We start from the raw sequence: 25,287 nt of genomic DNA, 5'->3' as shown, positions 1-25,287 counted from the left end.
CCTCTTGGAAGAGGTGTTGTTGCTTGGTGCCTGGCAGTTTAACGGCAAGAGCTTTACCCCTCCCCAACCCTCTCCCTGCGACCGAAGGGAGTCCCTTCTTCGGGGCAAGCAGGGGAGGGAGCAAAGAGGAATGGAGCTCTTCTCTTGCCGGGCGCGAGGCAAGCTTCAGCCTTTGGCTTGCCGGATCACGCGGAACTGCTGCACGCGGCGGTCATCGGCTTCGGTGACATGGAAGAGGAACGTGCCGATGGCGACTTCTTCGCCGGCTTCGGGCAGATGGCCGAATTCCGAGGTGACCATGCCGCCCACGGTGTCGTATTCCTCGTCGGAGAAATCGGCGCCGGTGTGCTCGTTGAAGTCGGCGATTGGCGTCAGCGCGCTGACCAGCAGGTTGCCGTCGGGCTGTTCGTGTACAAGTTGCGGCTCTTCCTCGTCATCGTGCTCGTCGTCGATCTCGCCGACGATCTGTTCCAGCACATCTTCGATCGTGATCAGGCCGGCGACGCCGCCGTATTCGTCGACCACCAGCGCCATGTGGTTGCGGGTCAGGCGGAATTCCGCCAGCAGCACATTCAGGCGCATCGATTCGGGAATCAGCACGGCCGGGCGCATGATCGCGCGGATGTCGAAATGCTCGGCGGCGCCGAAGAATTTCAGCACGTCCTTGGCCAGCAAAATGCCGAGGATCTCGTCTTTGTCCTCGCCGTGCACAGGGAAGCGCGAGTGGCCAGATTCCACCACCGCAGCAAGAATCTCAGATAGTGGTGACTCGACCGCGAGCATGACGATCTGCGCGCGCGGGACCATTACGTCGTCCACGCTCAGCTCGGTAACCTTGATGGCACCCTCGACCATGGTCAGGGTGTCGACGGACAGCAGTCCGTTGGTTTGGGCGGCACGCAACTCCTCAAGCAGTTCGTTGCGGTTGCGTGGTTCGCCGGAAAACATATGGCCCAGTCGGTCCCACCAAGTGCGGTGCGCCGGGCCGCTGGTACTGCCAGGGTCGTCGTTCATTTATCGCAGGGATGCTGCCCGCAAGCGGGCGGTGGATCGAGTTTAGCGGAAAAATTTTGACGATTCAGTGTCTTTAGCCCCTGTCCCGGTGGGAGCCGGGAGGTGGCGGCATCGTTCAGGCATAGGGATCGGCGATGCCGAGGCGCGCAAGAATGCGGGTTTCCAGCGCTTCCATGGCCTCCGCTTCGCCGTCTTCGATGTGGTCGTAGCCCAGCAGGTGCAGCACGCCATGGACGGTCAGGTGGGCCCAGTGATCACGAGCCGCCTTACCTTGTTCGGCGGCTTCGCGCAGCACCACGGGCGCGCAAATCGCCAGGTCGCCGATCAGCGGCAGGGCAACTCCGGGCGGCAGCTCGGCGGGGAACGACAGCACGTTGGTGGCGTAGTCCTTGCCGCGGTAGTCGCGGTTGAGCGCGCGGCCTTCGTCGGCATCGACAATGCGAATGGCCAGCTCGGCCGGCTTGCGTCGCCTCGCTCCGTGCAGTGCTGCCTCGACCCAACGACGGAAACTAACGGCCGAGGGTAAGCCAGCGCGCGGTACCGCGTAGCCCAAGTGCACTTGGGCTACGCCGCGCTCCCGCTTTTGTGGGAGCGACTTCAGTCGCGATGCTTTTGCCTTGAGGGAAGGGCTAGTCGCGACTGAAGCCGCCGCCACCGGTGAGTGCGACCGCCGGGTCATTTCGTTGCGTCCTCTTCCTTCTGCTCGAACGCCTCATACGCGCGCACGATCTTCGCCACGAGCGGATGGCGCACTACATCTCGCGAGGTGAAGAACGTGAAGCTGATGCCGCCGACGCCGCGCAGCACTTCAATCGCCTGGCGCAAACCGGAGCGCGTGTTGCGCGGCAGATCGACCTGGGTGACGTCGCCGGTGATTACCGCGACCGTGCCGAAACCGATACGCGTCAGGAACATCTTCATCTGTTCGACGGTGGTGTTCTGCGCTTCGTCGAGAATCACGTAGGCATCGTTGAGCGTGCGTCCGCGCATGTAGGCGAGCGGGGCGATTTCGATCACGTTGCGCTCGATCAGCTTGGCCACTTTCTCGAAGCCAAGCATTTCGTAGAGCGCGTCGTATAGCGGGCGCAGGTAGGGATCGACTTTCTGCGACAGATCGCCCGGCAGGAAGCCGAGCTTCTCGCCAGCCTCCACCGCGGGGCGCACCAGCAGCAAGCGTTGCACGCGGTTTGCCTCCAGCGCCTCGACCGCGCTGGCGACAGCGAGATAGGTTTTGCCGGTACCGGCCGGGCCCACGCCGAAACTGATGTCGTGATTGGCGATCGCGTGCAGATAGCGCGCCTGGTTTGGGCCGCGACCCTTGATCATGCCGCGCTTGACCTTGATCACCACTTCCTGGGTGCCTTCGGTCGCCGTTTCCCCCATCGCATCGATACCGGATTCGGCCAGATGCAGGTTGATCTTCGCACCGGTCAGCGCTTCTTCTTCGGTGGTCGCGTAGAGCGCGCGCAACACCTTCTCGGCAGCACGGGTGGAGGGGTCTTCGCCGATCACCTGGAACAGACTGCCGCGGTGATTGATCTCCACCCCGAGGCGCAATTCGATCTGACGAAGGTGCTCGTCAAATGGCCCGCACAGGTTGGCGAGCCGGGCATTGTCTTCCGGATCGAAGGCGAAATCGCGCTGGTTGAGGCCTGCTGTCATGGTGTCGGCATCATGCTGTCGATGGGTAGGGGGCGAGCGGCCGGTGTCAGAGGGCTCGATGCATCACGTAGACGTCGGTTGCTCCGAGCTGCGCATGGCGGAACGCCCCGGGTACCTGACCGACGATTCGAAATCCATGGCGCTGCCACAGACGCACCGCAATGGCATTCGTCGACACCACGCAATTGAACTGCATCGCCGTGAAGCCTGCGCTACGTGCCTGTTCCAGCGAGTGCTCGCACATCGCCGAAGCCACGCCCTGACCGCGCGCTGACGGCGCCACCATGTAGCTGCCGTTGGCGACATGGTCACCCAGTCCTGGCTGGTTCGGAGCAAGCCGGTAGCAGCCCACGACCTGGCCGCTGCGCTCGGCGACAAAGCAACGCGCCGGCGGCGTGGTCCACATGGCGCGGGCGTGCTCGAACTCCATGGTCGGGGGGTAAACGTAGGTGTCACCTGCGCCAATGATCGTCTGGAAGAACGGCCATACCTGCGCGAATTCATCCGCGCCGATTTCACGCAGGATAAGTGCGGCCGTCACGAAGCAAGTGCCACGGGTTCGTCGGCCACGCAGATCCGGCCGCGTAGCGAGTTGGCCATCGCGTCGGTAATCATCACATCGACAAACTGGCCGATCAGCCGCGGATGGCCAGAGAAATTGACGAAGCGCATGTTCTCGGTGCGCCCGGTCAGCTCGCTCGGGTCGCGGGCGCTTGGTTTCTCGACCAGTACGCGCTGCACGCTGCCGATCATCGCCTGACTGATCTTTTTTGCATTCGCATTGAGTGTCGCCTGCAGTCGCATCAGTCGGGCATGTTTTTCAGTCGCCGGCGTATCGTCGGCGAGATTCGCCGCCGGTGTACCGGGGCGCGAGGAGAAGATGAAGGAGAAGCTCTGGTCGAAACCGATGTCGTCGATCAGCTTCATGGTCTTCTCGAAATCCTCTTCGGTTTCGCCGGGGAAGCCGACGATGAAATCGGAGGACACGCAAATGTCCGGACGCACCGCGCGCAGCTTGCGGATCTTCTGCTTGAACTCCAACGCGGTATAGCCGCGCTTCATCGCACTGAGGATGCGATCTGAGCCGGCCTGCACCGGCAGATGCAGATAGTTGGCCAGCTGCGGCACGTTGGCGTAAGCCTCGATCAGCGAGTCGGAAAACTCCAGCGGATGCGAGGTGGTGAAGCGGATGCGGCCGATGCCGTCGATCTGCGCGATCGCGTGGATCAGCACCGCCAGATCGGCGATGCCGCCGTCGTGAGTGGGGCCGCGGTAAGCGTTGACGTTCTGGCCCAGCAAGTTGACTTCGCGTACGCCCTGGGCGGCGAGCTTGGCGATCTCGACCAGCACGTCATCAAAGGGGCGGCTGAGCTCTTCACCACGGGTGTACGGCACGACGCAGTAGCTGCAGTATTTCGAGCAGCCTTCCATGATCGAGACGAACGCGGTCGGGCCTTCGGCGCGTGGCTCGGGCAGCCGATCGAACTTCTCGATTTCCGGGAAGCTGATATCCACCTGCGGCAGGCCGGAAGCTCGCTGGGCCTCAATCAGTTGGGGTAGCCGATGCAGGGTCTGCGGGCCGAACACCAGGTCCACATACGGCGCGCGCTTGATGATGGCTTCGCCTTCCTGCGACGCCACGCAACCGCCAACGCCGATCAGCACCGGCTTGCCACCGCGCTTGTGCTCCTTCCAGCGGCCGAGCTGGCTGAACACCTTCTCTTGCGCCTTCTCGCGGATGGAGCAAGTGTTGATCAGGATCACGTCCGCTTCGGACTCGATCTGGGTCAACTCCATGCCGTGCGACGCCTTCAGCACGTCGGCCATCTTGGCCGAGTCGTACTCGTTCATCTGGCAGCCGTGGGTTTTGATGAAAAGCTTGCCGCTCATGGCCTGGGTTACCGTGATTTATGACGCGAGAGAGTGTGATCCGCTGAACCGCGCAGTTTACCCCGCTGGCGGCGTGGCCGCTAGTTGATCCGCGGGGAAGATCAAGGACTTAGAGCTGGTGTGAAGCCTCCACCTGCTTAGCTTCCGGCGAAGAGCGGCCCCACCCCAACCCTGCAAGCAGAGGAGGGAGCACGGCTGCTGAATGAGGGGAGGCGCTGCTTTGCCCCTCCCCCTGTTTACAGGGGGAGGTTGGGAAGGGGGGAGCTCTTGATCTCCCAGGTGAAGAGCGACCCCACCCCAAACCTCCCCTGCGGGCAGGGGACAGGGCTGCGTTGGGGCGCACTCCGACCCGCGCCGGCCGGCAGATGGCAAACGGTCGTGGCGCACGAAATCGGTCTGACGCACTTGGCGCCGGCCTAGCTTGGTTGCAAACTGCGTCCATGTTCGACGTTGCAAGCCACGGGGGAAGCGTCGATCGGCCTGCCGGGGGCTTCCCAATCCATTCGATCCTGTTCCGGGTCGTGCTTGGCTGCGTGTTGCTGGCGGGGCTATTGGGGTTGTCCGCGGCGCGGGCCGGCACGCTGTATCACTGCACCGGTTCAAGTGGCGAAGCGGTTTTCAGCAGCAGCGCGGTGGGTTACCGCGATTGCACGAAAATCAGCAGCTATGGCTCGACGGCGCCTCGCAACAAGGCGCCCGCGGTGCCTGTATCACTGACGCAAGTGACTGGTTCCGCCACGACAACGGCGCATGATCTAAATGGACATGACCTCAATGGGCATGACCTCAATGGGCATGATCTCAGTGGGGATAGCCCCAAGACCGATGGCGCCAGGGCAGGCGCTGCCGAGCGGAGTTCACTGGCCGGGGTTCAGGGTTCGGTGGAAACCAGCGCGCGACGCCTCGACGCGGCATCAGTGCCGCACGTTTCATTGGCATCCGTGCAAGGCTCGATCGAAACCGGCGTCAAGCGGCCGGCTACTGGCACGCCAGGCCAATGGAGTTATCACGAATCGCACGACGCCCAGGCGCCCGTGGCAGACGATCCCGGCACCCGCGTCCTGCGTGGTGCGGTGTATCGGATCGTGCGGACGGATGGCAGTGTCGAGTACACCAATCTGCAGCCGAGCGGTCAGAAGAGTCGTGCGGTGACCATGCTGTTCACCTATCTGGCGACCTGCGTCGCCTGCGATCTGCACTCGACGATCCATTGGGGCAGCGTGAGCCTCAACCTCACCGCGTTTGCCGACACGATACGCGCGGCCAGCGTCGAGTTTGGCGTGGATGAGGCGTTCCTGCGCGCGATCATCCATGCCGAGAGTGCGTTCAATCCGCACGCCATGTCGCTCAAGGGTGCGCAGGGGCTGATGCAGCTGATGCCGGGCACGGCCAATGACATGGGCGTGCTGGATGCGTTCAACACTGACCAGAACATCCGCGGTGGCGCGCGTTACCTGAGCATGCTGCTGCACGATTTCAACGGCGACGAACGATTGGCCGCGGCCGCCTACAACGCCGGCCCGAATGCGGTGCAGCGCTACAGCGGCGTGCCGCCGTACGCCGAAACGCAGGTGTATGTGGAGCGTGTTGGGACCTTGCGTAAGCGCTACGGCGCATTGCTGCACCCGCCGCTGGCGGCGCGCGCGCCGGACTGATTCCGCGGAAGGTGAGAAGGCGCTTTTCTGGGAGCGATTTCAGTCGCGATAGCTTTTTGCCAAGAGCATCGCAACTGAAGGTATGCGCCAAAGGCCACTCTGAAGCATGGCAAACAACAAGGCCCAGCTAGAGCATCGCGACTGAAATCGCTCCCACAAGAGCGGCCGCCCGTAGGCTCTGACTTCCAGTAACAATGAAGCTGGAGATCAGGTGTCCCTGGGTTTGGTGGCTCAAGGTCACTGGGTTGACCAGCTTCGCTGTTGTGGAGCGCTTCTGCCTGCGCAGGAATGACGAGAGGTTTTTGGAAATTCCCGAGAAGTCGATCCCCCAGGTTATTCGAGCGAGATGCGGGCCCTGGGCTTGGAGGCGGTGATGGGGCCGTATTCACGGCTAGTGAGCGGGCACTCAGTCGTTCGAGTCGGTCGAGTCGGTTGTCTCAGGCCCGACATCGCCAGCGTTGGCACTGACCGGCGCCCGTTGTGCCACAGTGACTTCGACATGGAACGCACTGCCATTTCGCAGGCCGGAGACCTGCACCTGGCTTCCGGGCTTGAGCACGGCTTCGCGGCGGCGCAAGTCGGCCGGGTCGAGAATGTCGTCGGTGCCGATGCGCAGCAGGATGTCGTGCAGCTGGATGCCAGCTTGCGCGGCCGGTCCGCCAGCGTAGACGTCGGTGACCTGCGCGCCGCGCGCCGCTGCCGGTAGTCCGCTGTTGGCGGCTACCGGCACGAAGGCGTAGTCGGCGCCGATCCAGCCGCGCACCACGTGGCCGCTGGCGATGATCTGGTCCAGCACTTTCTTCGCGGTGGCGACGGGAATCGCAAAGCCGATGCCTTCGGCGCCGGATGCCTTGCCGATCAGCAGCGTATTGATGCCGATCAGTTCGCCTTCGGTATTGATGAGCGCGCCACCGGAATTGCCCAGATTGATGGCCGCGTCAGTCTGGATGAAATCCTCCGCGCTGGCGCTATTCAACTGACGCCCCACCGCGCTGACGATACCCATGGTCACGGTCTGGTTGAGGCCGAGCGGGTTGCCGATCGCCAGCACCACATCGCCGGCGCGCAGTTGCTGTTGATCGGCCAGGGGGATCACCGGCAGGTTGCTGGCATCGATCTTCAATACCGCCAGGTCGGTTTCCTCGTCTGCACCGACCAGCGTGGCTTTGGCGATGCGGCCGTCGTACAGCAGCACCTGGATGTCGGTGGCATGTGCGATCACGTGATTGTTGGTCAGCACGTAACCCTGACCCTGCGCGCTGACGATGACGCCGGAGCCTAGAGTCTGCTCGCTATGCTTGTACGTGGTGGGCGCGCCGCCGAACAGCTGCTGAAGCACCGGGTTGTTGTACATCTTCAGTGCGGGCTCGCTGACGATCTTGTTGGCGTAGATATTCACCACCGAGGGTGCCGCCACGGCTACGGCGTCGGCATAGGAGACCGGCCCCAGCCCCGAATGCGTTATCGGGGCGGTCACTTCGGTAGCTGTCTTGCCCAGGCCGACACGGTGGCGCAGGCGCTCGCCCATGTCGGGCCAGAACAACCCGAGCACAAACGCCACCGCCAATCCGAGGATGACGAAGCGGACAATGAAGGCGAACGTGCCGGCGGCATGTTTCATGTCGTAAGGAGTCTCGGCAAGTCGTGGCGAGCGGTCGTGGTGGATCGGCGTTCGCCGGCTGGGCGGTTTTATTGTACGGGGCAGGCCCTGACGCTACACTAACGCGATTTTTAAGGGGTCCCAAACCCCATCATGGATTGCAAGTACCGGAGAGCCTGATGGCGAACGAAGTCGTCGATCACGGCCGCCGCCGTTTCCTTACAACAGCCACCGCAGTGGTTGGTGGGTTAGGAATCGTGTCGGCAGCTGTGCCCTTCATCAAGTCGTGGGAACCCAGCGCGCGTGCCAAGGCGGCTGGCGCTCCGGTTACCCAGTCCTTGAGCAAGATCGAGCCTGGTCAGCAGCTGATTGTCGGCTGGCGGAGCCTGCCCGTGTTTATCGTCAATCGCACCCCGACGCAGCTGGCTGCCCTGCCGGGTCAGAATGGGCGCCTGGTCGATCCGAAGTCTGACGGTAGCTCGGCCGAGCAGCAGCCGAAGTACGCGCAGAACGAAACCCGTTCGATCAAGCCCGAGTGGCTGGTCATGGTCGGCATCTGCACCCACCTGGGTTGCGTGCCGGGCTATGTGGGTGAAATGAAACCCGAGCCGTTCGATCCGAACTGGCAGGGTGGCTACTACTGCCCGTGCCACCACTCGCGCTACGACATGGCGGGTCGCGTCTATCAGGGCGTGCCGGCACCGAAGAACATGCAAATTCCGCCGTATAACTTTATTGACGATACGACGATCCAGATTGGCGTTGATCCGAAAGGGGCTGCGTAATGGCCAACGTGTTTACCCGCATCGGCGACTGGGTCAATGAGCGTACGCCGGGCTTGATGCCCATGTACCGCGCGCACATGACCGAGTACTACGCGCCGAAGAACTTCAATCTCTGGTACTACTTTGGTTCGCTGGCGATTCTGGTGCTGGTCAACCAGATCGTCACCGGCATCTTCCTCACGATGAACTACAACCCGAGCGCAGCGGGCGCGTTCGATTCGGTGCAGTACATCATGCGTGACGTGGAGTGGGGCTGGCTGATCCGCTACATGCATTCCACCGGCGCTTCGCTGTTCTTTGTGGTGGTGTTCCTGCACATGTTCCGCGGCATCATGTACGGCTCGTACAAGAAGCCACGCGAGTTGGTGTGGCTGCTCGGCATGCTGATCTTCCTGGTGCTGATGGCCGAGGCGTTCATGGGCTACGTGCTGCCGTGGGGCAACATGTCGTTCTGGGGTGCCAAGGTGATCATCTCGCTGTTCGGCACCATCCCGTTCATCGGCCAGACCCTGGTCGAATGGATCATGGGTGACTTCCTGCCAGCCGACGCCACGCTCAACCGCTTCTTCGCGCTGCATGTGATCGCGTTGCCGATCGTGCTGCTGCTGCTGGTGGTGCTGCATATCGCCGCGCTGCACGAAGTGGGTTCGAACAACCCGGACGGCGTGGAGATCAAGAAGGGTCCGAAGGGCAACCGTTGGGACGCGACCAAGCCGAGCGACGGCATTCCGTTCCATCCGTACTACACGTTGAAGGATCTGGTCGGCGTGGGCTTCTTCCTGCTGATCGCGGCGTTCATCATCTTCTTCGCACCCACCTTCGGCGGCTGGTTCCTCGAGCACGACAACTCGATCATGGCGAACAACCTGGTCACCCCGGCGGAGATCAAGCCGGTGTGGTACTTCACCCCGTTCTACGCGATCGTGCGGATGATTCCGTCGTTCCTGGGTTCGGCGGTGTGGGGCGTGCTGGCGATGTTCGGCGCGATTGCCGTGTTGTTCCTGCTGCCCTGGTTCGATCGCGGCAAGGTCAAGTCGATCCGCTACCGCGGCACCGGCTACAAGGTGGGACTGGCGGTGTTCGTGCTGGCGTTCTTCGGCCTCGGCGCAGTCGGTGCCGGCATCACGGCTGAAGTGATTCCCGAGTGGTTCGGCAACGTCGACCTCACGACCTGGGAAAATCTGTTCGGTCGAGTTATGACCATCCTGTACTTCGGCTTCTTCGCATTTCTATGGGCTTACACACATTTCGGCTGGGAGAAGACCAAGCCGGTTCCGGATCGGGTGACGATGCATGACTAAGCTGATGAAACGGATCATTCCCTCGATCGGGCTGGTAGTCGGCTTGCTCGTCGGCAGCATGCAGGTTCAGGCAGAAGGCCCTGAACTGGCCAGCTCCGGTGCGAGCGTGCGCGACCAGGCTTCGTTGCAGCGTGGCGCCCGGCTGTTCTTCGATTACTGCGTGGGCTGTCATTCGCTGAAGTACGTGCGCTATTCGCGTATCTCCGAGGATCTGGGCCTGTCCGAACAGGACGTGATGCAGAACCTCAACTTCACCGGCGCCAGGTTCGACGATCCGATCGTGTCGCACATGCCGGCAGAGTCGGCGACCAAGTGGTTCGGCAAGGATCCGCCGGATCTGTCGCTCGAAGTGAGTGCCAAGGGCGACGACTGGGTCTACAACTACCTCAACTCGTTCTATCTGGATCCGAGCAGCCCGATCGGCTGGAACAACACCGTGCTGCCGAATGCCGCCATGCCATTTCCGTTGGCAGAGCTGCAGGGCGAGCAGACCGCGGTGATGAAGCCAGGCAGCGACGAGGTGGAAAAGCTCACCTTGTCCCACCCGGGCAAGATGACGCCGGCACAGTACCAGCAGGCAACCCGTGATCTGACCAGCTTCCTGGAATACGCTTCGGAGCCCGCTGCCTTGCAGCGTCATCAGTACGGCATTTGGGTACTGTTGTTCCTGGTCATGTTTACGCTGCTGGCCTATGTGCTGAAGAAGGAATACTGGAAAGACGTCCACTAAACCGGACGGCCCTCACCCGATTGCGGCGGCTATGAGCCGCCGCAATCGTTCTTGCTGATGAGGAATCGCGCATGGTCCAAAGCGCTCGCTCGCGTACCGTACTTACGCTGTACACCACGGCCGACGACATCCAGTGTCATCGCGCTCGGTTGGTGCTGGCCGCCAAGGGGGTCAGTTACGAACGTGTACTGGTGGATCCGGCCAAGCCGCCGGAGGACCTGATCGACCTCAATCCGTACGCCACGGTGCCGACCCTGGTCGATCGTGACCTCACGCTGTTCGACGCGTCGGTGGTCTGCGAATACATCGACGAGCGCTACCCACACCCACCATTGATGCCGATCGACCCGCTGTCGCGCGCGCGATTGCGGGTCGCCGCGGTGCGGATCGAAAAGGACTGGCTGAGCGAAGTTGATATCATTCGGGCGGGTGGCCGTCCGGCGGATGTTGCACGCAAGCGCTTGCGCGAGCACCTGCTGGCCGCGTTGCCGCTGTTCAAGGCCTCAAAATTTTTTCTAAACGCAGAAATGAGCCTGGTTGATTGTCTGGTCGCACCCGTGATCTGGCGATTGCCCTGGCTGCAGGTCGATCTTGGCCGCGAAGGCAAGTCGATCATCGATTATGGCGAGCGTTTGTTCCACAGTCAGGGTTTTGCGCGCAGCATGACCGATCAGGAAAGGGCGATGCGGCAACTCCATGAGCAAGAATGAAACCGTGCCAATGAACTCGAATCGTCCGTACCTGTTGCGGGCGATCTACGACTGGATCAGTGACAACAACCTGACCCCGTATGTGCTGGTCGATGCCGGCTTCGCGGGCGTGCGGGTGCCCCCACAGGTCATCAAGAACGGGCAGGTCGTGCTCAACCTCGCCATGCGCGCAGTGTCGAATCTGGATCTGGGCAACGAATGGATCAGCTTCCAGGCGCGCTTCTCCGGCGTCAGCCAGGCGATCCATATTCCGGTGCAGGCCGTGCTGGCGCTCTACGCACAGGAAAACGGGCAGGGCATGATGTTTCCGGCCGACGAGGGCGGCGATAATCCACCGCCATCCGTTCCTGAGCCCGATGATGCGCCGCCAGCACCTGGTGCCGCAGAGGGTGGTGACAAGCCCAAGCGCGGCGCGCCGCATCTGCGCGTGGTGAAGTAGGTAGGAGCCACCCCTGGATCCAGTCCGCGGTGGGCTCTGAGCGCGAACGTTTTTTTGGGGACATCACTGCCCGGCAGGGGGGGGCGCGTAGGTTGGGGTGAGCGAAGCGATGCCCAACGTGTCTGCGGGATGCCCTCGGTACCTGTTGGGCATCGCTTCGCTCACCCCAACCTACGTGATGCGTTGCTACTGCGCGTTCAGTGCAGGCGATCGTCCATGCGGCCGCGCGGGCGCAGCGGCACCACATTGCTGCCGGGCGTGGGGGCAGCGGTTGATCTGACGATCGATTCGTGCGGCACCAACTCGATGGTCGGCAGGCTCAGGCCGGTAAGTGCGTTGCCAATCATCCACAGGCGCCCCGGTTCGCGGTCGTCGCCATCGATGCTTACCTCGAAGCCATAACCGCGTTCGATCAGGCGCAGTCCATTCACGCGGCGCAGGCGCACGCTGCGCAGGCCGACGGTTTCATCCAGCAACTGCAACCCATGCTGCTGGCATTGCTGCCGTGCTTCCTTGATCGCCCGTTCGCGGGCAGCGCTGAGCTTCAGCCACAGCGCGACGACGACGCCCAGCAGTAGCAACAGCAGCAGATTGGAAAGGTCGCTCATTCCCACAGTGTGTGGGCGCCGAGGGTCGCGCGCAAGTTACGCGCAGACCCTGGCAGGGTCGGTCAGACGACCCGCAACCGTAGCGACAGATCGACCGCCCGGACGTGCTTGGTGAGAGCGCCGACCGAGATGAAATCCACTCCGGTGCGGGCAAACTCGCCAATCGTGTCAAGAGTGACATTGCCGGATACTTCCAGTGGCACGCGCCCTGCGGTCTGCTGCACCGCTTCGATCATCAGCGGCAGGCTGAAATTGTCCAGCATGATGCGGTCCACGCCAGCATCCAGTGCCTGTGCCAGCTCGTCGAGGTTTTCCACTTCGACTTCCAGCAGCAGCTTCGGGTGCAGCCGCCGTGCAGCCTGTGCTGCGGCCGCGATACTGCCGGCCGCGATGATGTGGTTTTCCTTCACCAGAATCGCGTCGTACAGGCCAATGCGGTGATTGTGCCCACCGCCGCAGAGCACCGCGTATTTTTGCGCCAGCCGCAAGCCGGGCACGGTCTTTCGGGTATCCAGAATGCGCGTGGCGGTGCCGGCGACGGCGGCGACATAGTCGGCGGTGATCGTGGCGGTGCCGGACAATAGCTGCAGGAAGTTCAATGCCGAGCGTTCGGCGCTGACCAGCGAACGGGCATGGCCGGACAAGTTGCAGATGACCGAGCCAGGCGTGACACGTTGGCCGTCGCTGACCTGCCAATCGATCCGCACTGAGGGATCCAGTCGACGAAAGCAGGCGTCAAACCACGCCGTGCCGGCAATGACCGCAGACTCGCGACAGGTCAGCTGGGCATCGGCATGTGCTTCAGCGGGCAATAGCTCGGCAGTGGCATCGCCGGGACCCAGATCTTCGGCAAAGACGCGTTCGACGTCGGCGGCAATCTGGGTGGCAGTCGGTAACTCAAACGCTAGCTTGGAACTCATTCGGTGCCTGTGGTTTGCGCAGCATCGGGCTGGCTAAGTCGACCGACAATTGCGGTCATGGCGCGATCAAACAATGCGTTGGCGGCGAGCACCAGCGCATGCCCGTCGGCCAGCAGCACGGCGAGTTCCTGCGGCGCGTAATCGGCCACTTTCAGGCCGCGCCGATTGACGAACAGGTAGCGGCCACTCATCGGGCTGATCCACGACAGTTTCGCGCGTGTCATGGGTTCGTCGATGAGGCTGAATTCCAGCCAGGTGCCCGGCTGCAGTGCCTGGACCTGTTGCCATTCAGGGCTGTCTGGCGCTACGACAACGGCGTCTCTATCCTGCTCTTCGTCCAGCTCGGCGTCGCGGTCGACCACCGGCTGAATGCTGTCGGGGATCGCCAGGATCGCCTCGTCTTCAACCGAGGCAGGCGGCTCGGCGTCTTCCACCGTCTCGCCCAACTGTTGCCGATAGTAGGTATGAAATTGGGCCAGCAGGCGTTCGATATCGCTTTCCTGAAACGCCACATTGGCCAGGCCCAGGCGCAACGAGCGTTCAATGCCGGGCAACATCTGACGCAGCGTTTGCCGGCTTTCCGGGGTCAGTGCGGGACGGGTGCTCGCAATAAAATCGTCGATGAAGCGCAGCGCGCTCTTGAATTCGGGCGATGCCTCACCCTGGCGCAGCAAGGTCAACACCAGATGGTTGGCCCATGCCCGCGCGAGCACGCCATGCACCAGCGGCGGCAGTTTCTGATCACCGATGCGATCGATGATTTCGCGGGCCGCGCGGCGGCGCGCCTGCTCGAGCTTCTCGCGGCCGCGAGTGGATTCGGCCACGCGCTGCTCGGCCAGTTCGGAGCGCCGCTTGTTGACGTCCTGAAACTGCTGCAAATCAACCAGCAGGCGGTCGAAGATGCTCATGTCATCGTCGAAATCGTGCAGCAATTGCTCGACGATCGACTTCACCTTTTCAAACAGGCGATGGTCACGGTCGGATTCCTCCGACCAGCTCTTGGCCTGGTCTGCCAGGCCGTCCAGCAACCGGCGGGCCGGATGCTGGCGATGCGCGAACAGCTTGCGGTCAAGGATCGCCGCCTTGAGGTAGGGAATCTGCAGCCGGGCCAGCAGCACCTGCATCTCGACGGGCAGGTTGCGGTCTTCCAGGATGAATTCGAACAGCATGCCGACCAGATCGATGGTGTCCTCGTCGATCGTGGCGACATGACTGGGCCGCTCGCCGCGCAGTGCGCCGATCTGGGTCAGCAGTTGACCCTTCAGCTGCATCACTTCGTGGCTCAGGGCGGCAGCATCGCCAGCCCTGGCATGCAGCAGCGGGCCGGTACTGGTGATCTGGCTCTGCAGCACGCTCAGTGCACCGAGCAATTCGTTGGCCGAGGGCAGCGGGCCGGTCGGCATCGCGCTCATGCCGACGTCGACACCGACGTGGCCACGGCGCGCGTTGAACAATGCGTTCAAGGTCTGCAGCACATCGCTCGGTATCTCGCCCACATCATCCGCGACCATGGAGGACGAGACGGCCGCCTGGACGGCGTCGACGGCGGCCTGCGCGCTGTGACCACCGCGCAGTACCTCGTGCCGCAGTTGCGGCAGCACGCCGGCGCGCACCAGTTCGACGTTGATTTCCAGATAGAGCTCTTCCAGCGAAGACAGCACGTAGCGATCAAACAATTTGTAGATGATCAGCTTGACCCGCATGTCCGCGCTGAGCTCGTGCAGCACCTGGCGAAAAGCCTGCGACAGAATCGCCGGTGCCACGGGATTGTTGGCGTCGTCGATCTTGTAGCCGCCGCAGATCACCGACAGCCGCTGGTTGACGGCAAACAGATCACGCGACAACCGCTGCTCGTTCTTGCCGATCATGCTGGTGATCGCCAACGATTCTTCCAGATCGTTGTCGGCAACCAGCGACAGCTCGACGGTGCCGGACGTCAGTGGCGCCGACACGGTTGGTTGCTGCGAAGGATGGGTCAACTCACCCAGGTCACGGCTGATGGCCGAAAGAAAATTGCGCTCGACCGCCGGACGGCGTTTGCGCACTTCGCGCATGCCATCGAAATAGTGCATCTGGGCAGCATTGTTTTCGGCCTTCTCGGCCAGGTCGAACAGCGCATCGTCCACATGCTCGAACATGTTGCCGATCCACTGCTGCAGCCGCCGATTGGCGATGCCGCGCACGGCGCTCAGCAACTCGCCAACGCGCTCGCTGGCGGGATCGAGCCGCTGAGTCAAATTGACTACCCTGGATGAATCACTGGCTTCGTTCATCGCCACACCCCTGAAGTGTTGCATGCGCAGCAGAACCGAATCGGCCGCGCAGGCCTCCACGATAAGCCAAAGTGGGTGTCCGTGTCATGCTCGGCCGCTAAATTGGGGCCGATTTCCGGCCCGCCTTATGCCGCGGCTGGAAAGTCTGTCAGCTGCACGGTGCCGATGCCTTCCTCGGGCAGCATGACCGGGATGCCGTCCTCGACCCGATAGATGACCTTGCGGTCGGTGGTGATCAAGGCTTCGGTGATGCGCTCGGTTACGGCCACGCCAGCGACTGAATTGACCTTGCCCGCGGCGATGGCGCCATTCAGAGCGTCGAGTTCATGCTTGCTCAGGGGCCGTACCGGCGTTTTGCTGACCGGGCAGCACAGGATGTCGAGTAGGCGCTTGTCCATGGGGCTCAGTTGGTGCCGGGGCTTGGAAAGCTCGTACAATAGCGGTTTTTGGATGGCCCAGCCATGTCAGAAACAACCAGGCCGCCGCGCGTTGGCGTAGTGATGGGTTCGCGTTCGGATTGGGAAACCATGCAGCATGCGGCCAACGTTTTGACTGAGCTGGGCGTGGCCCACGAAGTAAGGGTCGTTTCCGCACATCGCACGCCGGACCTGCTGTTTCGCTATGCCGAGGAAGCGCTCGCGCGCGGCATCCAGGTGGTCATCGCCGGCGCCGGCGGGGCCGCGCATCTGCCGGGCATGCTGGCGGCCAAGACCCGCTTGCCGGTACTCGGCGTGCCGGTGCAGTCGAAGGCACTCAATGGCATGGATTCGCTGCTGTCGATCGCGCAGATGCCGGCGGGCATTCCGGTGGGCACGCTGGCGATCGGCCGGGCCGGTGCGGTGAATGCCGGTCTACTGGCCACGGCGGTGCTGGCGTTGCACGACCCGGCACTGGCGGCGGCGCTGGATGCCTGGCGGGCCAGGCAGACGCAGGCCGTGCTCGAGCAGCAGGACCCGCGTCAGTGAGTCAGCGCCGGCAGCCCATGCTTGGCATTCTTGGGGGCGGTCAGCTGGCGCGCATGCTGGCGCTGGCTGCTGCGCCGCTGGGCGTCAAGACCCTGGTGGTGGACAGTTCCGCGGATGCCTGCGCAGGGCAGGTCACCCAGTTGGTCGTGGCGGACTGGACTGATTACGCTGCGCTGGAAGCATTTGCCGCACAAGTCGATGTAGTCACCTTCGACTTCGAGAACGTGCCGGCCGAAACCGCGCGCTGGCTGGCCGAACGGGTTTCGGTGTTTCCGGAGCCGCAGGCGCTGGCGGTGGCGCAGGATCGGCTGGCCGAGAAAACCCTGTTCCGCGAGTGCAATCTGCAGACGCCCGAGTTCATGGCAGTGGATACGCGCGAGGAGCTGGATCGCGCGCTGGCTGCGATTGGCGCGCCGTCGATTCTCAAGACCCGCCGGCTCGGTTACGACGGCAAGGGTCAGTTCCGGCTCAAGAGCATGGCCGACGCCGATGCCGCGTGGGCGGCACTCGGGGCCCAGGCAGTGGCGCATGGGCTGATCCTCGAAGCGTTCGTGCCATTTGACCGCGAGCTGTCGGTGATCGCGGTTCGTGGTCGCGACGGCGATTTCCGCACCTGGCCGCTGACCCGCAACTGGCATACCGATGGCGTGCTCGCGCTGAGCCTGGCGCCAGCACTGGATATCGATCAGTTGCAGCAGCGCGCCACCGCATTGGCGCGCACGCTGGCCGAACGGCTGAACTACGTGGGTGTGTTTGCGCTGGAGCTATTCGTCAAAGACGGTGAACTGCTGGGCAACGAGATGGCGCCGCGGGTGCACAACTCCGGTCACTGGACCATCGAAGGCGCACATACCAGCCAGTTCGAAAACCACGTGCGTGCCGTGCTGGGCATGCCGCTGGGCGACACCGGCGCGCGCGGTGTGTCGGTGATGTTCAACTGGATCGGCGAGCTGCCCGATGCCGCACCGGTGCTGCGCACGGTCGATGCGCACTGGCACGACTACGGCAAGCAGGCGCGGTCCGGGCGCAAGGTGGGACACGCGACGCTGTGTGCGCCCGACGCCGCCACCATAGCTGCACGGCTGGCCGAAGTGGCCAAGGCGCTCGGCCGTGAAGAGCAGGCCGAGCCTGCGCTTCAGGCGCTCACCTGACGCTTGCTTCGCGGAGGGTGTTCCCTGCCGCGCTCGTCGAGCGCGCTCTTTAGCTCGTCATTCCGGCGCAGGCCGGAACCCAGCGCCCTTTAGCTCTCATTGCATGAGAACTAGAGGCTGCTGGGTTCCGGCCTGCGCCGGAATGACGAGCTGGGTGAGAGGTTATGGTGTTGCTGTTGCGGCGCGAGCCTCGGTCAGGCCAGATTGCCTGCCGCGAACTCCCAGTTCACCAGGTTCCAGAACGCTTCCACATACTTCGGGCGGGCGTTGCGGTAGTCGATGTAATAGGCGTGCTCCCACACATCGGTGGTGAACAGCGGTTTGTCGCTACCGGTGATCGGGGTCGCGGCATTCGATGTATTGACGATGCCGAGCGAACCGTCCGGACGCTGCACCAGCCAGGTCCAGCCCGAGCCGAAATTGCCGGCGGCCGACTTGCTGAACTCTTCCTTGAACTTGTCGAACGAGCCGAATGCCTTGCTGATCGCGTCGGCGAGCTTGCCGCTGGGTGCGCCGCCGCCCTTGGGACTCATCGAGTTCCAGTAGAACGTGTGGTTCCACACCTGGGCTGCGTTGTTGAACACGCCGCCGGAGGACTTCTTGATGATGTCTTCCAACGCGGCATTCTGGAATTCGGTGCCTTCGATCAACTTGTTGAGGTTGGTCACATAGGCTTGGTGGTGCTTGCCGTAGTGATACTCCAGCGTTTCAGCGGAAATATGCGGCTCCAGTGCGTTTTTTTCGTAAGGAAGCGGAGGAAGTTCGATCGCCATGAGTGGCTCCTTAGCGGTGGCTGGGGGATGCGTGTCGGCGCAGCGGACGGCAGCCGACGGGTGACTGATACAATATCGGTCTATCTGCATTGTAAAGATGAATCACCGAACTATGGACATCAACGAGCGAATCAGGGCAATCCTGGCCGAGCATCCCATCGTGCTTTTCATGAAAGGCACGCCAGAGTTTCCGATGTGCGGCTTTTCCAGCCGCGCCGCGCAGGCGCTGACGGAAGCGGGTGCCGAATTCCATGCCGTGAATGTGCTGGCCGAGCCGCAGGTGCGCGCCGCTTTGCCGCATTTCGCGAACTGGCCGACCTTTCCGCAGCTGTTCATCCAGGGTGAACTGATCGGCGGCTGCGACATCATCGAGGATCTGAAATCCGCCGGTGAGCTGACCCGCATGGCCAGCGACGTGGCGGGGATAGCGCATTGATGGCGCTGCCCACCTTTCGATTGTCCGCCGGCTGGGAACCCGCCGCCGATACCCTGGCCGACCGCGTCGTACTGGTGACGGGCGCCTATGGCGGCCTCGGCGGTGCGGTGGCGCGTGCGGCGTCTCGCGCTGGCGCCACCGTCGTGATCACCGGCAAACGCAAACGCCAGCTGGAGCAATTGTTCGACGCGATGGTCGCTGAGGGATTGCCCGAGCCGGTGATCCATCCGCTGGATATGGAAGTGGCCACGCCGAAGGAATACACCGCTCTGGCGGAAGGGCTGGAACGCGATTTCGGCCGTCTGGATGGCATCGTGCACGCAGCGGCCAGTTTCACCGGGCTGACCCCGATCGCCATGCACAAGCCCGACGACTGGCTGCGCGCGCTGCATGTAAACGTGTCCGCGCCTTTCGCGCTGACCCAGGCCTGCATGCCGCTATTGACCCAGGCGAGCGATAGCGCCGTGGTGTTCGTGCTGGACAATCCCGAGCTGCTGCAGCGTGCGCACTGGGGTGGGTACGGTGTTTCGAAAGCGGCGCTGGAGCGGTTCGTTGCGATCCTGCATGAGGAAACGGACACTGGCCCGCTGCGTACACATGCGGTGCTGCCGGCACCGATGCGAACGGCGTTGCGGCGACAGGCATACTTTGGTGAAGACATCATGCAGCGACCGTCGCCGGATGCCACGGCTGCTGCCATCATTTATCTGCTCAGCGCGCAGGCTGCTGCGGCGCGCGGCGGGGTGCTGGATCTGCGTGTCGACTGAAGGGGACGCCGCGGCGTCGCCGATGCTGTGCTGAATGAGGGCATCGGCGTGCTGATGCCATGATGGTCTCGCAAGAAGGGAGTTGAGATGGATACGCAGATGACCACGTTGTCCGCGGGAATCACGTTATTCCTGATCATGGACCCGTTGGGCAACATCCCATTCTTCCTTAGCCTGCTGAAGCACGTGCCACCCAAGCGCAGGCGCTGGGTCATGGTGCGTGAGCTGTTGATCGCGCTCGGTGTGTTGCTGGTGTTCCTGTTTGGCGGTCAGCACATTCTCCAGCTGCTGCAACTGAAGCCGGATTCGATCAGCATCGCTGGCGGCATCGTGCTGTTCCTGATCGGCATCCGCATGGTGTTTCCACCCGTCGACGGTGGCGGCATCTTCGGCAAGCCGGGCGAAGGCGAACCCTTCATCGTGCCAATGGCGATCCCCGGTGTGGCGGGCCCGTCCGCGATGGCGGCACTGCTATTGCTCACCAACACCCAGCCCCCCGGGCGCACCGCCGACTGGGTGACCGCGCTGTTGCTGGCTTGGCTCGCGACCTCGGTCATCTTGCTGAGTGCCACTTACCTTTTCCGCTGGCTCGGCGAAAGCGTGCTGACTGCACTTGAACGTGTGATGGGCATGTTGCTGATCGCACTGTCGGTGCAGATGTTCATGGCCGGCGTGGCGTCGTTTCTGCATATGAAAGTCTGAAACGGCGACGTCGTCGAAGCTGACATCACTGACGTATCGGATGGTCGGCCTGTTGTCACATTAGGACGGCAGGATGGGGAAAATTCGAGGACGCAGTCATGCTCCGCATCGAACAGACCCTTGCTGAACGCCTGCCCTGGCTGGCGCACTACCCAGGAATCCGTCGTCCGATGGCGGGCATGCTCGGACGCCTGGCCGACGAAGACGGTTTCAACCGCGTGCTGGAACGTGTCGGCGCCAGCGAAGGCCTGGATTTCGTCGAACGCGTGCTGGACGTCCTGGGCACCAGTTATCAGGTCAATCAGCGTGAGCGCGAGAACATCCCCGTGGATGGCGCGTTGCTGGTGGTGGCGAATCATCCGTTGGGCATGCAGGACGCGCTGGCGTTGTTGCAACTGGTGAGCTCGGTGCGCAGCGATGTGCGCATTCTTGGCAACGACTGGCTGGCGGTGGTTCCGCCATTGCGCAAGTTGCTGTTGCCGGTGGATGTGTTCGGAAACGGAGCGACGTCGCGTCTGCGCGGCATTTATCGCGCATTGGACAACGGCGAAGCGCTGATCGTATTTCCCGCGGGCGAAGTATCTCGCGTGGGTCCTGCTGGCGTGCGTGACGGGCGTTGGTCGGATGGTTTTGCTCGGTTGTCTCTGCGCAGCAAGGCACCGGTGTTGCCGGTGCATGTCGCTGCGCGCAATTCAACGATGTTCTACGGCTTGTCGATGCTGGCCAAGCCGCTGAGCACGGCGATGCTGCCGCGCGAAGCGGTGGCGCCGGGCGAGCGGCGGATCGGTTTCAGTATCGGTGCACTGGTCAGCGCGGAAGAACTGCAGCGACGCAGTGGTGGTTCGTCCGAGCAGGCCGCCAGGTTGATGCGACGGCATGTCTACCGGGTCGGCCGGCATCGCGGCCCGATCTTTGGCGGACAGGCGCCGCTGGCGCATCCGGAACCAGCCGAGCGCGTCGCCGCCGAGCTGTTACAAGCGGAAAAGCTGGCCGATCTCAACGATGGCAAGCAGGCATGGTTGTTCAAGGGCGCACTCGACAGTGCCGTCATGCGCGAAATCGGCCGTTTGCGTGAACTGACTTTCCGCAAAGTGGGTGAGGGCACCGGTTCGCGTCGTGATCTGGATGCTTACGATCCGCATTACGAACATCTGGTGCTATGGGACACGAAGACGCTGCGCATCGTGGGGTCCTACCGTCTCGGTCACGGCGGCCGGCTGATCGCCGGGCGCGGCATGTCGGGGCTGTATACATCCAGCCTGTTCCATTACTCGCCGGCACTGGAGTCGCGGTTGGCGCAAGGGCTCGAGTTGGGCCGCAGTTTCATCGCGCCGGCGTACTGGCGAACGCGCGCACTCGATCAGCTGTGGCAGGGCATCGGTCTGTACCTGCAGCGGCATGCGGAGCTGCGCTACCTGTTCGGCCCGGTCAGCATGTCGGTCAGTCTGCCGCGCGAGGCGCGTGAATGGATTGCAGTGGCTCACCAGCACTATTTCGGCGCGCCAGGCCTGGCCGAGGCACGTCAGCCGTTTGTGGTCTCGCCTTCCATGATCGAGCGGGTGCGCCACTCACTCGAAGGCCTGGATACCCAGCAAGGGCTGGGCAAACTCAAGCATCACCTCGACGCCCTGGGCGTCAGTCTGCCGGTGCTGTACCGGCAGTACGTCGACCTCGTCGAAGCCGAAGGCGTCCAATTTCTCGGCTTTGGAGAGGACCCCGGCTTTTCCGGTTGCGTGGATGGGCTCGTGATGCTGGATCTGGCCAATCTCAAGCCGGCGAAGCGGGCGCGTTATCTGGGGAAGGCGGGCTAGGGGCCAACGCGGCACCAATCAGCGAGGGGCCTTGCCCAGGCAATAAGCGCCAGCGCGCACCGAAAACTTCACCTGAAGCATGCACTGGCCTGTTTTCTCTGCAAATTCTTGCGTAGACGGCGTCGGTTTCTGCGTTGGCCGACTGCAGATTGCCGCTTTGAGAGTGTCGAGCTCAGCCTGGGGAATGTTGAACGGCTCAAAAGCCGTGCTTCCTTGCGACACGCCATGGGCGGTGATTCTGTAATGCCACTGTCATCTTTGGCTGGAAAACTTGTAAAAATGTTGTAAAATTAGCGTGTGATCATGGAGTCTTCACTATCGAAGATGGGGAAGGGAGGCCCTGTAGCGGCGTAGGCGGAATGTGATTTCTTTCGATTCATCACAAGACCGCTGCTCGACCTCAAGTTTTGACTCTTTGCGCTGACAGCGCACTACGCGGTGAACGGGGAAATGCTTGCAACGGCTATTGCGGCCCCGTTTTCCGTAACAACCAAATCATGACTCAAAAAGAGATAAATCCGATGAAGCGAAACCACCTTTCCACGGCGATTGCGCTGGCATGCCTGCTCGGCACCGGCGCAGCCATGGCGCAGAGTGCCGACCAGCAGCAGGTGCCCGCGGGCCAGACCGCGCCTGCCAGCCAGCGCGCCAACGTCTCCAGCACGTCCAACACCACGACATCCAATGACACCAAGCGCGTGCAGCAGCTGACGACCGTACAGGTCAAGGGTCAGTCGCTGTCGCTGGGTGATGGCCTGATGTCGGTGCAGACGGCACCCAAGGCGGTTTCCACGATTACCCGCGATGCCATCGTCAAGGCAGCGCCGGGCGGCACGTTCGTGCAGATGATCGACAGCATCCCGGGCGTCAATGCGTCTACCGATGACTACACCGGTCTGGCCAACGGCAACTACAGCATCCGTGGCTTCACCAGCGACGAAATCGGCACCACCGTCAACGGTGCGCCGATCAACGACAGCGGCAACTACAAGGTCTATTCGACCGAGTACGGCGATACCGAAAACATCGGTGACATCACGGTGCTGCAGGGCTATCCGGACGTGGACACGCCGATCGGCGGCGCCGCCGGTGGCTCGATTGCCTGGGCCACGATTGATCCCACCCACACCGCTGGCCTGGACGTCAGCCAGACGTTGGGCAGCAATGACTACAAGCGCACCTTCATTCGCCTGAATACCGGCGACATCGGCCCGGTGCGCTCGTGGTTGTCGTACTCGGACAACAAGGCCGACCTGTGGCGCGGCCCGGGCGACCAGAGTGTGAACAAGGTCGATGGCAAGTCGATCTGGACCATCGACGACAACAACTCGATCTCCGCATCGTTCCAGTACAACCGCGAATCCAACATCCTGTACGAGAGCCTGACCAAGGCGCAGGTGCAGAAGAATTACAACCAGAGTTACGACGCGACGCTGCTGAATCCGCTCGATACCAATTTCTACAAGCTGCACACCAACCCGTTCAAGAGCTGGCTGGTCAGCATGGACGGCGAGTTCAAGCTGAATGACAGCCTGCGCCTGTCCGTGGTGCCGTACTTCCAGTATGGCAACGGTGGCAGCGGTGGTGGCACCACCATCACCGAGACGAAGAACACGACCAACTATTACCTGTACACCAATCAGGATCTGAATGGTGACGGCAAGCTTACCGGTAAGGATCTGGTCTATTCGATCAGCAATACCTACACGATGCGCCCGGGCGTCATCGCCAAGTTCAACGAGGACTTCGGCGAGAACAACAGCCTCGAGTACGGTGCATGGTACGAGCGTCCGCGCCAGGAGCAGAGCCAGTCGTATACCTCGGTGAATCCGACCACGGGCGTCCCGTCCGACATCCAGGGAACGACTGATCTGATCCGTTACCCGGACGGAAAGTTGATGCAGACGTACAACGAGCTGACCACCACGGAAACCCGCAAGGTGTTCGCCACGGACACCTGGACGCCGAATGACCAGTGGACCCTCACGGCGGGTGCATCCTACCTGTGGGTGAAGCGCAGCGGCTTCGACTACCAGTACCCGGGTTCGACGCGTCCCGGCTACGTGGGATACGGTGTCAGCGATTTCGGCCAGACATTTAGCGACGTGAGCCCGACCGCCGGCGCCAAGTTCCAGTTGAACGACCAGAACCAGTTCTACTTCGGCATTGGCCGGACCTTCCGCGCTCCGATCAACGGCGCCGTTCTGCAAAATGCGGCAGCAGCGAATTTCCCCGGCCAGACCCAGCCGGCGAACAGCTTCCTCAACAAGCCGGAAAAATCGACCACCGCCGACCTGGGCTGGCGTTATTACGACGACAAGGTCTCGGCCAGTGTCGATGCGTATGCGTCCAACCTCACCAACAAGCAGATCTCCGGCTTTGACGAGCAGAGCTTCGCGACGGTTTACCTGTCGATCCCCTCGGTACACATGCGCGGCCTGAACACCGAGGCGAGCTACAAGATCACGTCTGACTGGACCCTCTACGGTTCCTATGCGTATACCAAGTCGACGGTAGAGACGGATCTGAACTCGAGTGGCGACGGCATCTACAACACCGCAGGCAAGACGTTCCTGAATACCCCGTTGAACACCGCCTTCGTGCGCGTGAGCTACGACAACGGTCCGTTCTGGGCGAGCCTGGACGAGAAATATCGCAGCTCGATCTATGGCGACTGGTCCAACACGGAGAAGGTGGGTGGTTACGCTACGCTCAACTTCAGTGCGGGTTGGAAATTCCCGGACTTCTCGTCGATGATCCACAAGCCGTACATCAAGCTCAACCTGTTCAACCTCACCGACAAGGAGGCGCTGACCAACGCCAACAACATCGGTTCGTTCCTCGCGTCCAACCCGGGCAAGACCAAGGACCAGAACGGTACGACGCTGTTTGCCTCGGCACCGTATTACTCGCTGCTGGAGGGTCGTACGGTCATGGTGACGATCGGTGCCTCGTTCTTCTGATCGGATGGAAAGATCGGGTTGATGCGTGATTGATACGCAACACTCCAGGCCGGCGCCTTCGGGCGCCGGCCTTTTCATGTGCGCTTGACGCTACGCGGCAGGCGTATGAAGCTAGCCGGTCAACTGTGGATG

At 62.4% G+C, this 25,287-nt stretch carries 24 protein-coding genes; 13 read left to right on the top strand and 11 right to left on the bottom strand.

Annotated features, from left to right (window positions below; genetic code table 11):
- Positions 1 to 165: 165 nt before the first annotated feature.
- From HDE77_RS07805 to miaB, 5 genes are all read right to left on the bottom strand, one after another.
- Complete coding sequence (locus HDE77_RS07805) at positions 166 to 1,014, bottom strand: transporter associated domain-containing protein (protein WP_184416584.1); 849 nt, start codon at positions 1,012 to 1,014, stop codon at positions 166 to 168.
- Between the two features lie 115 nt (positions 1,015 to 1,129).
- On the bottom strand, positions 1,130 to 1,567 hold the full coding sequence (gene ybeY, locus HDE77_RS07800; protein WP_184416687.1) for an rRNA maturation RNase YbeY: 438 nt from the start codon (positions 1,565 to 1,567) through the stop codon (positions 1,130 to 1,132).
- 122 nt (positions 1,568 to 1,689) lie between these two features.
- Positions 1,690 to 2,676 carry a PhoH family protein gene (locus HDE77_RS07795; protein WP_184416583.1) on the bottom strand — a complete coding sequence of 329 codons (987 nt, stop codon included), beginning with the start codon at positions 2,674 to 2,676 and terminating at the stop codon, positions 1,690 to 1,692.
- A 46-nt stretch (positions 2,677 to 2,722) separates the two neighbouring features.
- Positions 2,723 to 3,217, bottom strand: coding sequence for a GNAT family N-acetyltransferase (locus HDE77_RS07790; RefSeq protein ID WP_184416582.1), 495 nt, complete (start codon positions 3,215 to 3,217; stop codon positions 2,723 to 2,725).
- Entirely contained in the window at positions 3,214 to 4,566 is a 1,353-nt protein-coding gene (gene miaB, locus HDE77_RS07785) for a tRNA (N6-isopentenyl adenosine(37)-C2)-methylthiotransferase MiaB (protein WP_184416581.1), read from the bottom strand. Before miaB ends, HDE77_RS07790 begins: the two co-directional genes overlap by 4 nt.
- A 440-nt stretch (positions 4,567 to 5,006) precedes the next feature.
- Here miaB and HDE77_RS07780 point away from each other — a divergent pair, with 440 nt between their 5' ends.
- Positions 5,007 to 6,221, top strand: coding sequence for a lytic transglycosylase domain-containing protein (locus HDE77_RS07780; RefSeq protein WP_184416580.1), 1,215 nt, complete (start codon positions 5,007 to 5,009; stop codon positions 6,219 to 6,221).
- A 406-nt stretch (positions 6,222 to 6,627) separates the two neighbouring features.
- Here the strand turns inward: HDE77_RS07780 and HDE77_RS07775 are convergent, their stop codons facing one another.
- Positions 6,628 to 7,842, bottom strand: coding sequence for a trypsin-like peptidase domain-containing protein (locus HDE77_RS07775; RefSeq protein WP_184416579.1), 1,215 nt, complete (start codon positions 7,840 to 7,842; stop codon positions 6,628 to 6,630).
- A gap of 158 nt (positions 7,843 to 8,000) precedes the next feature.
- On the opposite strand from HDE77_RS07775, the gene petA reads away from it, so the two are divergent.
- The 5 genes from petA to HDE77_RS07750 all read left to right on the top strand — a co-directional run bounded on the left by petA (position 8,001) and on the right by HDE77_RS07750 (position 11,786).
- Positions 8,001 to 8,606 (top strand): ubiquinol-cytochrome c reductase iron-sulfur subunit, encoded by a 606-nt coding sequence (petA, locus tag HDE77_RS07770; RefSeq protein WP_184416578.1) that lies wholly within the window; start codon positions 8,001 to 8,003, stop codon positions 8,604 to 8,606.
- A complete protein-coding gene (locus HDE77_RS07765) occupies positions 8,606 to 9,907 on the top strand; it encodes a cytochrome bc complex cytochrome b subunit (protein ID WP_184416577.1) in 1,302 nt (433 codons plus the stop codon). Before petA ends, HDE77_RS07765 begins: the two co-directional genes overlap by 1 nt.
- A 4-nt stretch (positions 9,908 to 9,911) precedes the next feature.
- On the top strand, positions 9,912 to 10,637 hold the full coding sequence (locus HDE77_RS07760) for a cytochrome c1 (RefSeq protein WP_184416686.1): 726 nt from the start codon (positions 9,912 to 9,914) through the stop codon (positions 10,635 to 10,637).
- A 71-nt stretch (positions 10,638 to 10,708) separates the two neighbouring features.
- Complete coding sequence (locus HDE77_RS07755) at positions 10,709 to 11,347, top strand: glutathione S-transferase N-terminal domain-containing protein (RefSeq protein WP_184416576.1); 639 nt, start codon at positions 10,709 to 10,711, stop codon at positions 11,345 to 11,347.
- The gene (locus HDE77_RS07750; protein WP_255482588.1) at positions 11,334 to 11,786 is read left to right on the top strand and encodes a ClpXP protease specificity-enhancing factor; all 453 of its coding nucleotides are present in this window, start codon (positions 11,334 to 11,336) and stop codon (positions 11,784 to 11,786) included. The genes HDE77_RS07755 and HDE77_RS07750 overlap by 14 nt, the downstream gene beginning before the upstream one ends.
- Positions 11,787 to 11,983: 197 nt before the next feature.
- Here HDE77_RS07750 and HDE77_RS07745 read toward each other — a convergent pair whose 3' ends face one another.
- The 4 genes from HDE77_RS07745 to HDE77_RS07730 form a co-directional block, all read right to left on the bottom strand.
- Positions 11,984 to 12,394 (bottom strand): DUF3301 domain-containing protein, encoded by a 411-nt coding sequence (locus HDE77_RS07745; RefSeq protein WP_184416575.1) that lies wholly within the window; start codon positions 12,392 to 12,394, stop codon positions 11,984 to 11,986.
- Between the two features lie 62 nt (positions 12,395 to 12,456).
- Positions 12,457 to 13,314, bottom strand: coding sequence for a carboxylating nicotinate-nucleotide diphosphorylase (nadC, locus tag HDE77_RS07740; protein WP_184416574.1), 858 nt, complete (start codon positions 13,312 to 13,314; stop codon positions 12,457 to 12,459).
- Complete coding sequence (locus tag HDE77_RS07735; protein ID WP_184416573.1) at positions 13,311 to 15,587, bottom strand: DUF1631 domain-containing protein; 2,277 nt, start codon at positions 15,585 to 15,587, stop codon at positions 13,311 to 13,313. The genes nadC and HDE77_RS07735 overlap by 4 nt, the downstream gene beginning before the upstream one ends.
- Positions 15,588 to 15,712: 125 nt before the next feature.
- Positions 15,713 to 15,985: a Trm112 family protein gene (locus HDE77_RS07730; RefSeq protein WP_184416572.1), complete on the bottom strand. Its 273-nt coding sequence runs from the start codon at positions 15,983 to 15,985 to the stop codon at positions 15,713 to 15,715.
- Between the two features lie 63 nt (positions 15,986 to 16,048).
- Here HDE77_RS07730 and purE point away from each other — a divergent pair, with 63 nt between their 5' ends.
- A complete protein-coding gene (gene purE, locus HDE77_RS07725) occupies positions 16,049 to 16,552 on the top strand; it encodes a 5-(carboxyamino)imidazole ribonucleotide mutase (protein ID WP_184416571.1) in 504 nt (167 codons plus the stop codon).
- Positions 16,549 to 17,703: a 5-(carboxyamino)imidazole ribonucleotide synthase gene (locus tag HDE77_RS07720; protein ID WP_184416570.1), complete on the top strand. Its 1,155-nt coding sequence runs from the start codon at positions 16,549 to 16,551 to the stop codon at positions 17,701 to 17,703. Before purE ends, HDE77_RS07720 begins: the two co-directional genes overlap by 4 nt.
- 194 nt (positions 17,704 to 17,897) lie before the next feature.
- Here the strand turns inward: HDE77_RS07720 and HDE77_RS07715 are convergent, their stop codons facing one another.
- Entirely contained in the window at positions 17,898 to 18,476 is a 579-nt protein-coding gene (locus HDE77_RS07715) for a Fe-Mn family superoxide dismutase (RefSeq protein ID WP_184416569.1), read from the bottom strand.
- Between the two features lie 112 nt (positions 18,477 to 18,588).
- Here HDE77_RS07715 and grxD point away from each other — a divergent pair, with 112 nt between their 5' ends.
- The 5 genes from grxD (at position 18,589) to HDE77_RS07690 (ending at position 25,155) form a co-directional block, all read left to right on the top strand.
- A complete protein-coding gene (gene grxD / locus HDE77_RS07710) occupies positions 18,589 to 18,912 on the top strand; it encodes a Grx4 family monothiol glutaredoxin (RefSeq protein WP_184416684.1) in 324 nt (107 codons plus the stop codon).
- Entirely contained in the window at positions 18,912 to 19,679 is a 768-nt protein-coding gene (locus HDE77_RS07705) for an SDR family NAD(P)-dependent oxidoreductase (RefSeq protein WP_184416568.1), read from the top strand. Before grxD ends, HDE77_RS07705 begins: the two co-directional genes overlap by 1 nt.
- A gap of 99 nt (positions 19,680 to 19,778) precedes the next feature.
- The gene (locus tag HDE77_RS07700; RefSeq protein ID WP_184416683.1) at positions 19,779 to 20,381 is read left to right on the top strand and encodes a YhgN family NAAT transporter; all 603 of its coding nucleotides are present in this window, start codon (positions 19,779 to 19,781) and stop codon (positions 20,379 to 20,381) included.
- 98 nt (positions 20,382 to 20,479) lie between these two features.
- On the top strand, positions 20,480 to 22,192 hold the full coding sequence (locus HDE77_RS07695) for a lysophospholipid acyltransferase family protein (protein ID WP_184416567.1): 1,713 nt from the start codon (positions 20,480 to 20,482) through the stop codon (positions 22,190 to 22,192).
- A gap of 521 nt (positions 22,193 to 22,713) precedes the next feature.
- Positions 22,714 to 25,155, top strand: a complete 2,442-nt coding sequence (locus tag HDE77_RS07690; protein WP_184416566.1) for a TonB-dependent receptor — start codon at positions 22,714 to 22,716, stop codon at positions 25,153 to 25,155.
- Positions 25,156 to 25,287 lie beyond the last annotated feature (132 nt).

Origin of the sequence: Rhodanobacter sp. MP7CTX1 (assembly GCF_014205795.1) — a bacterium.
Classification (GTDB): domain Bacteria; phylum Pseudomonadota; class Gammaproteobacteria; order Xanthomonadales; family Rhodanobacteraceae; genus Rhodanobacter.
This window is presented reverse-complemented; position numbering and strand designations above follow the sequence as displayed.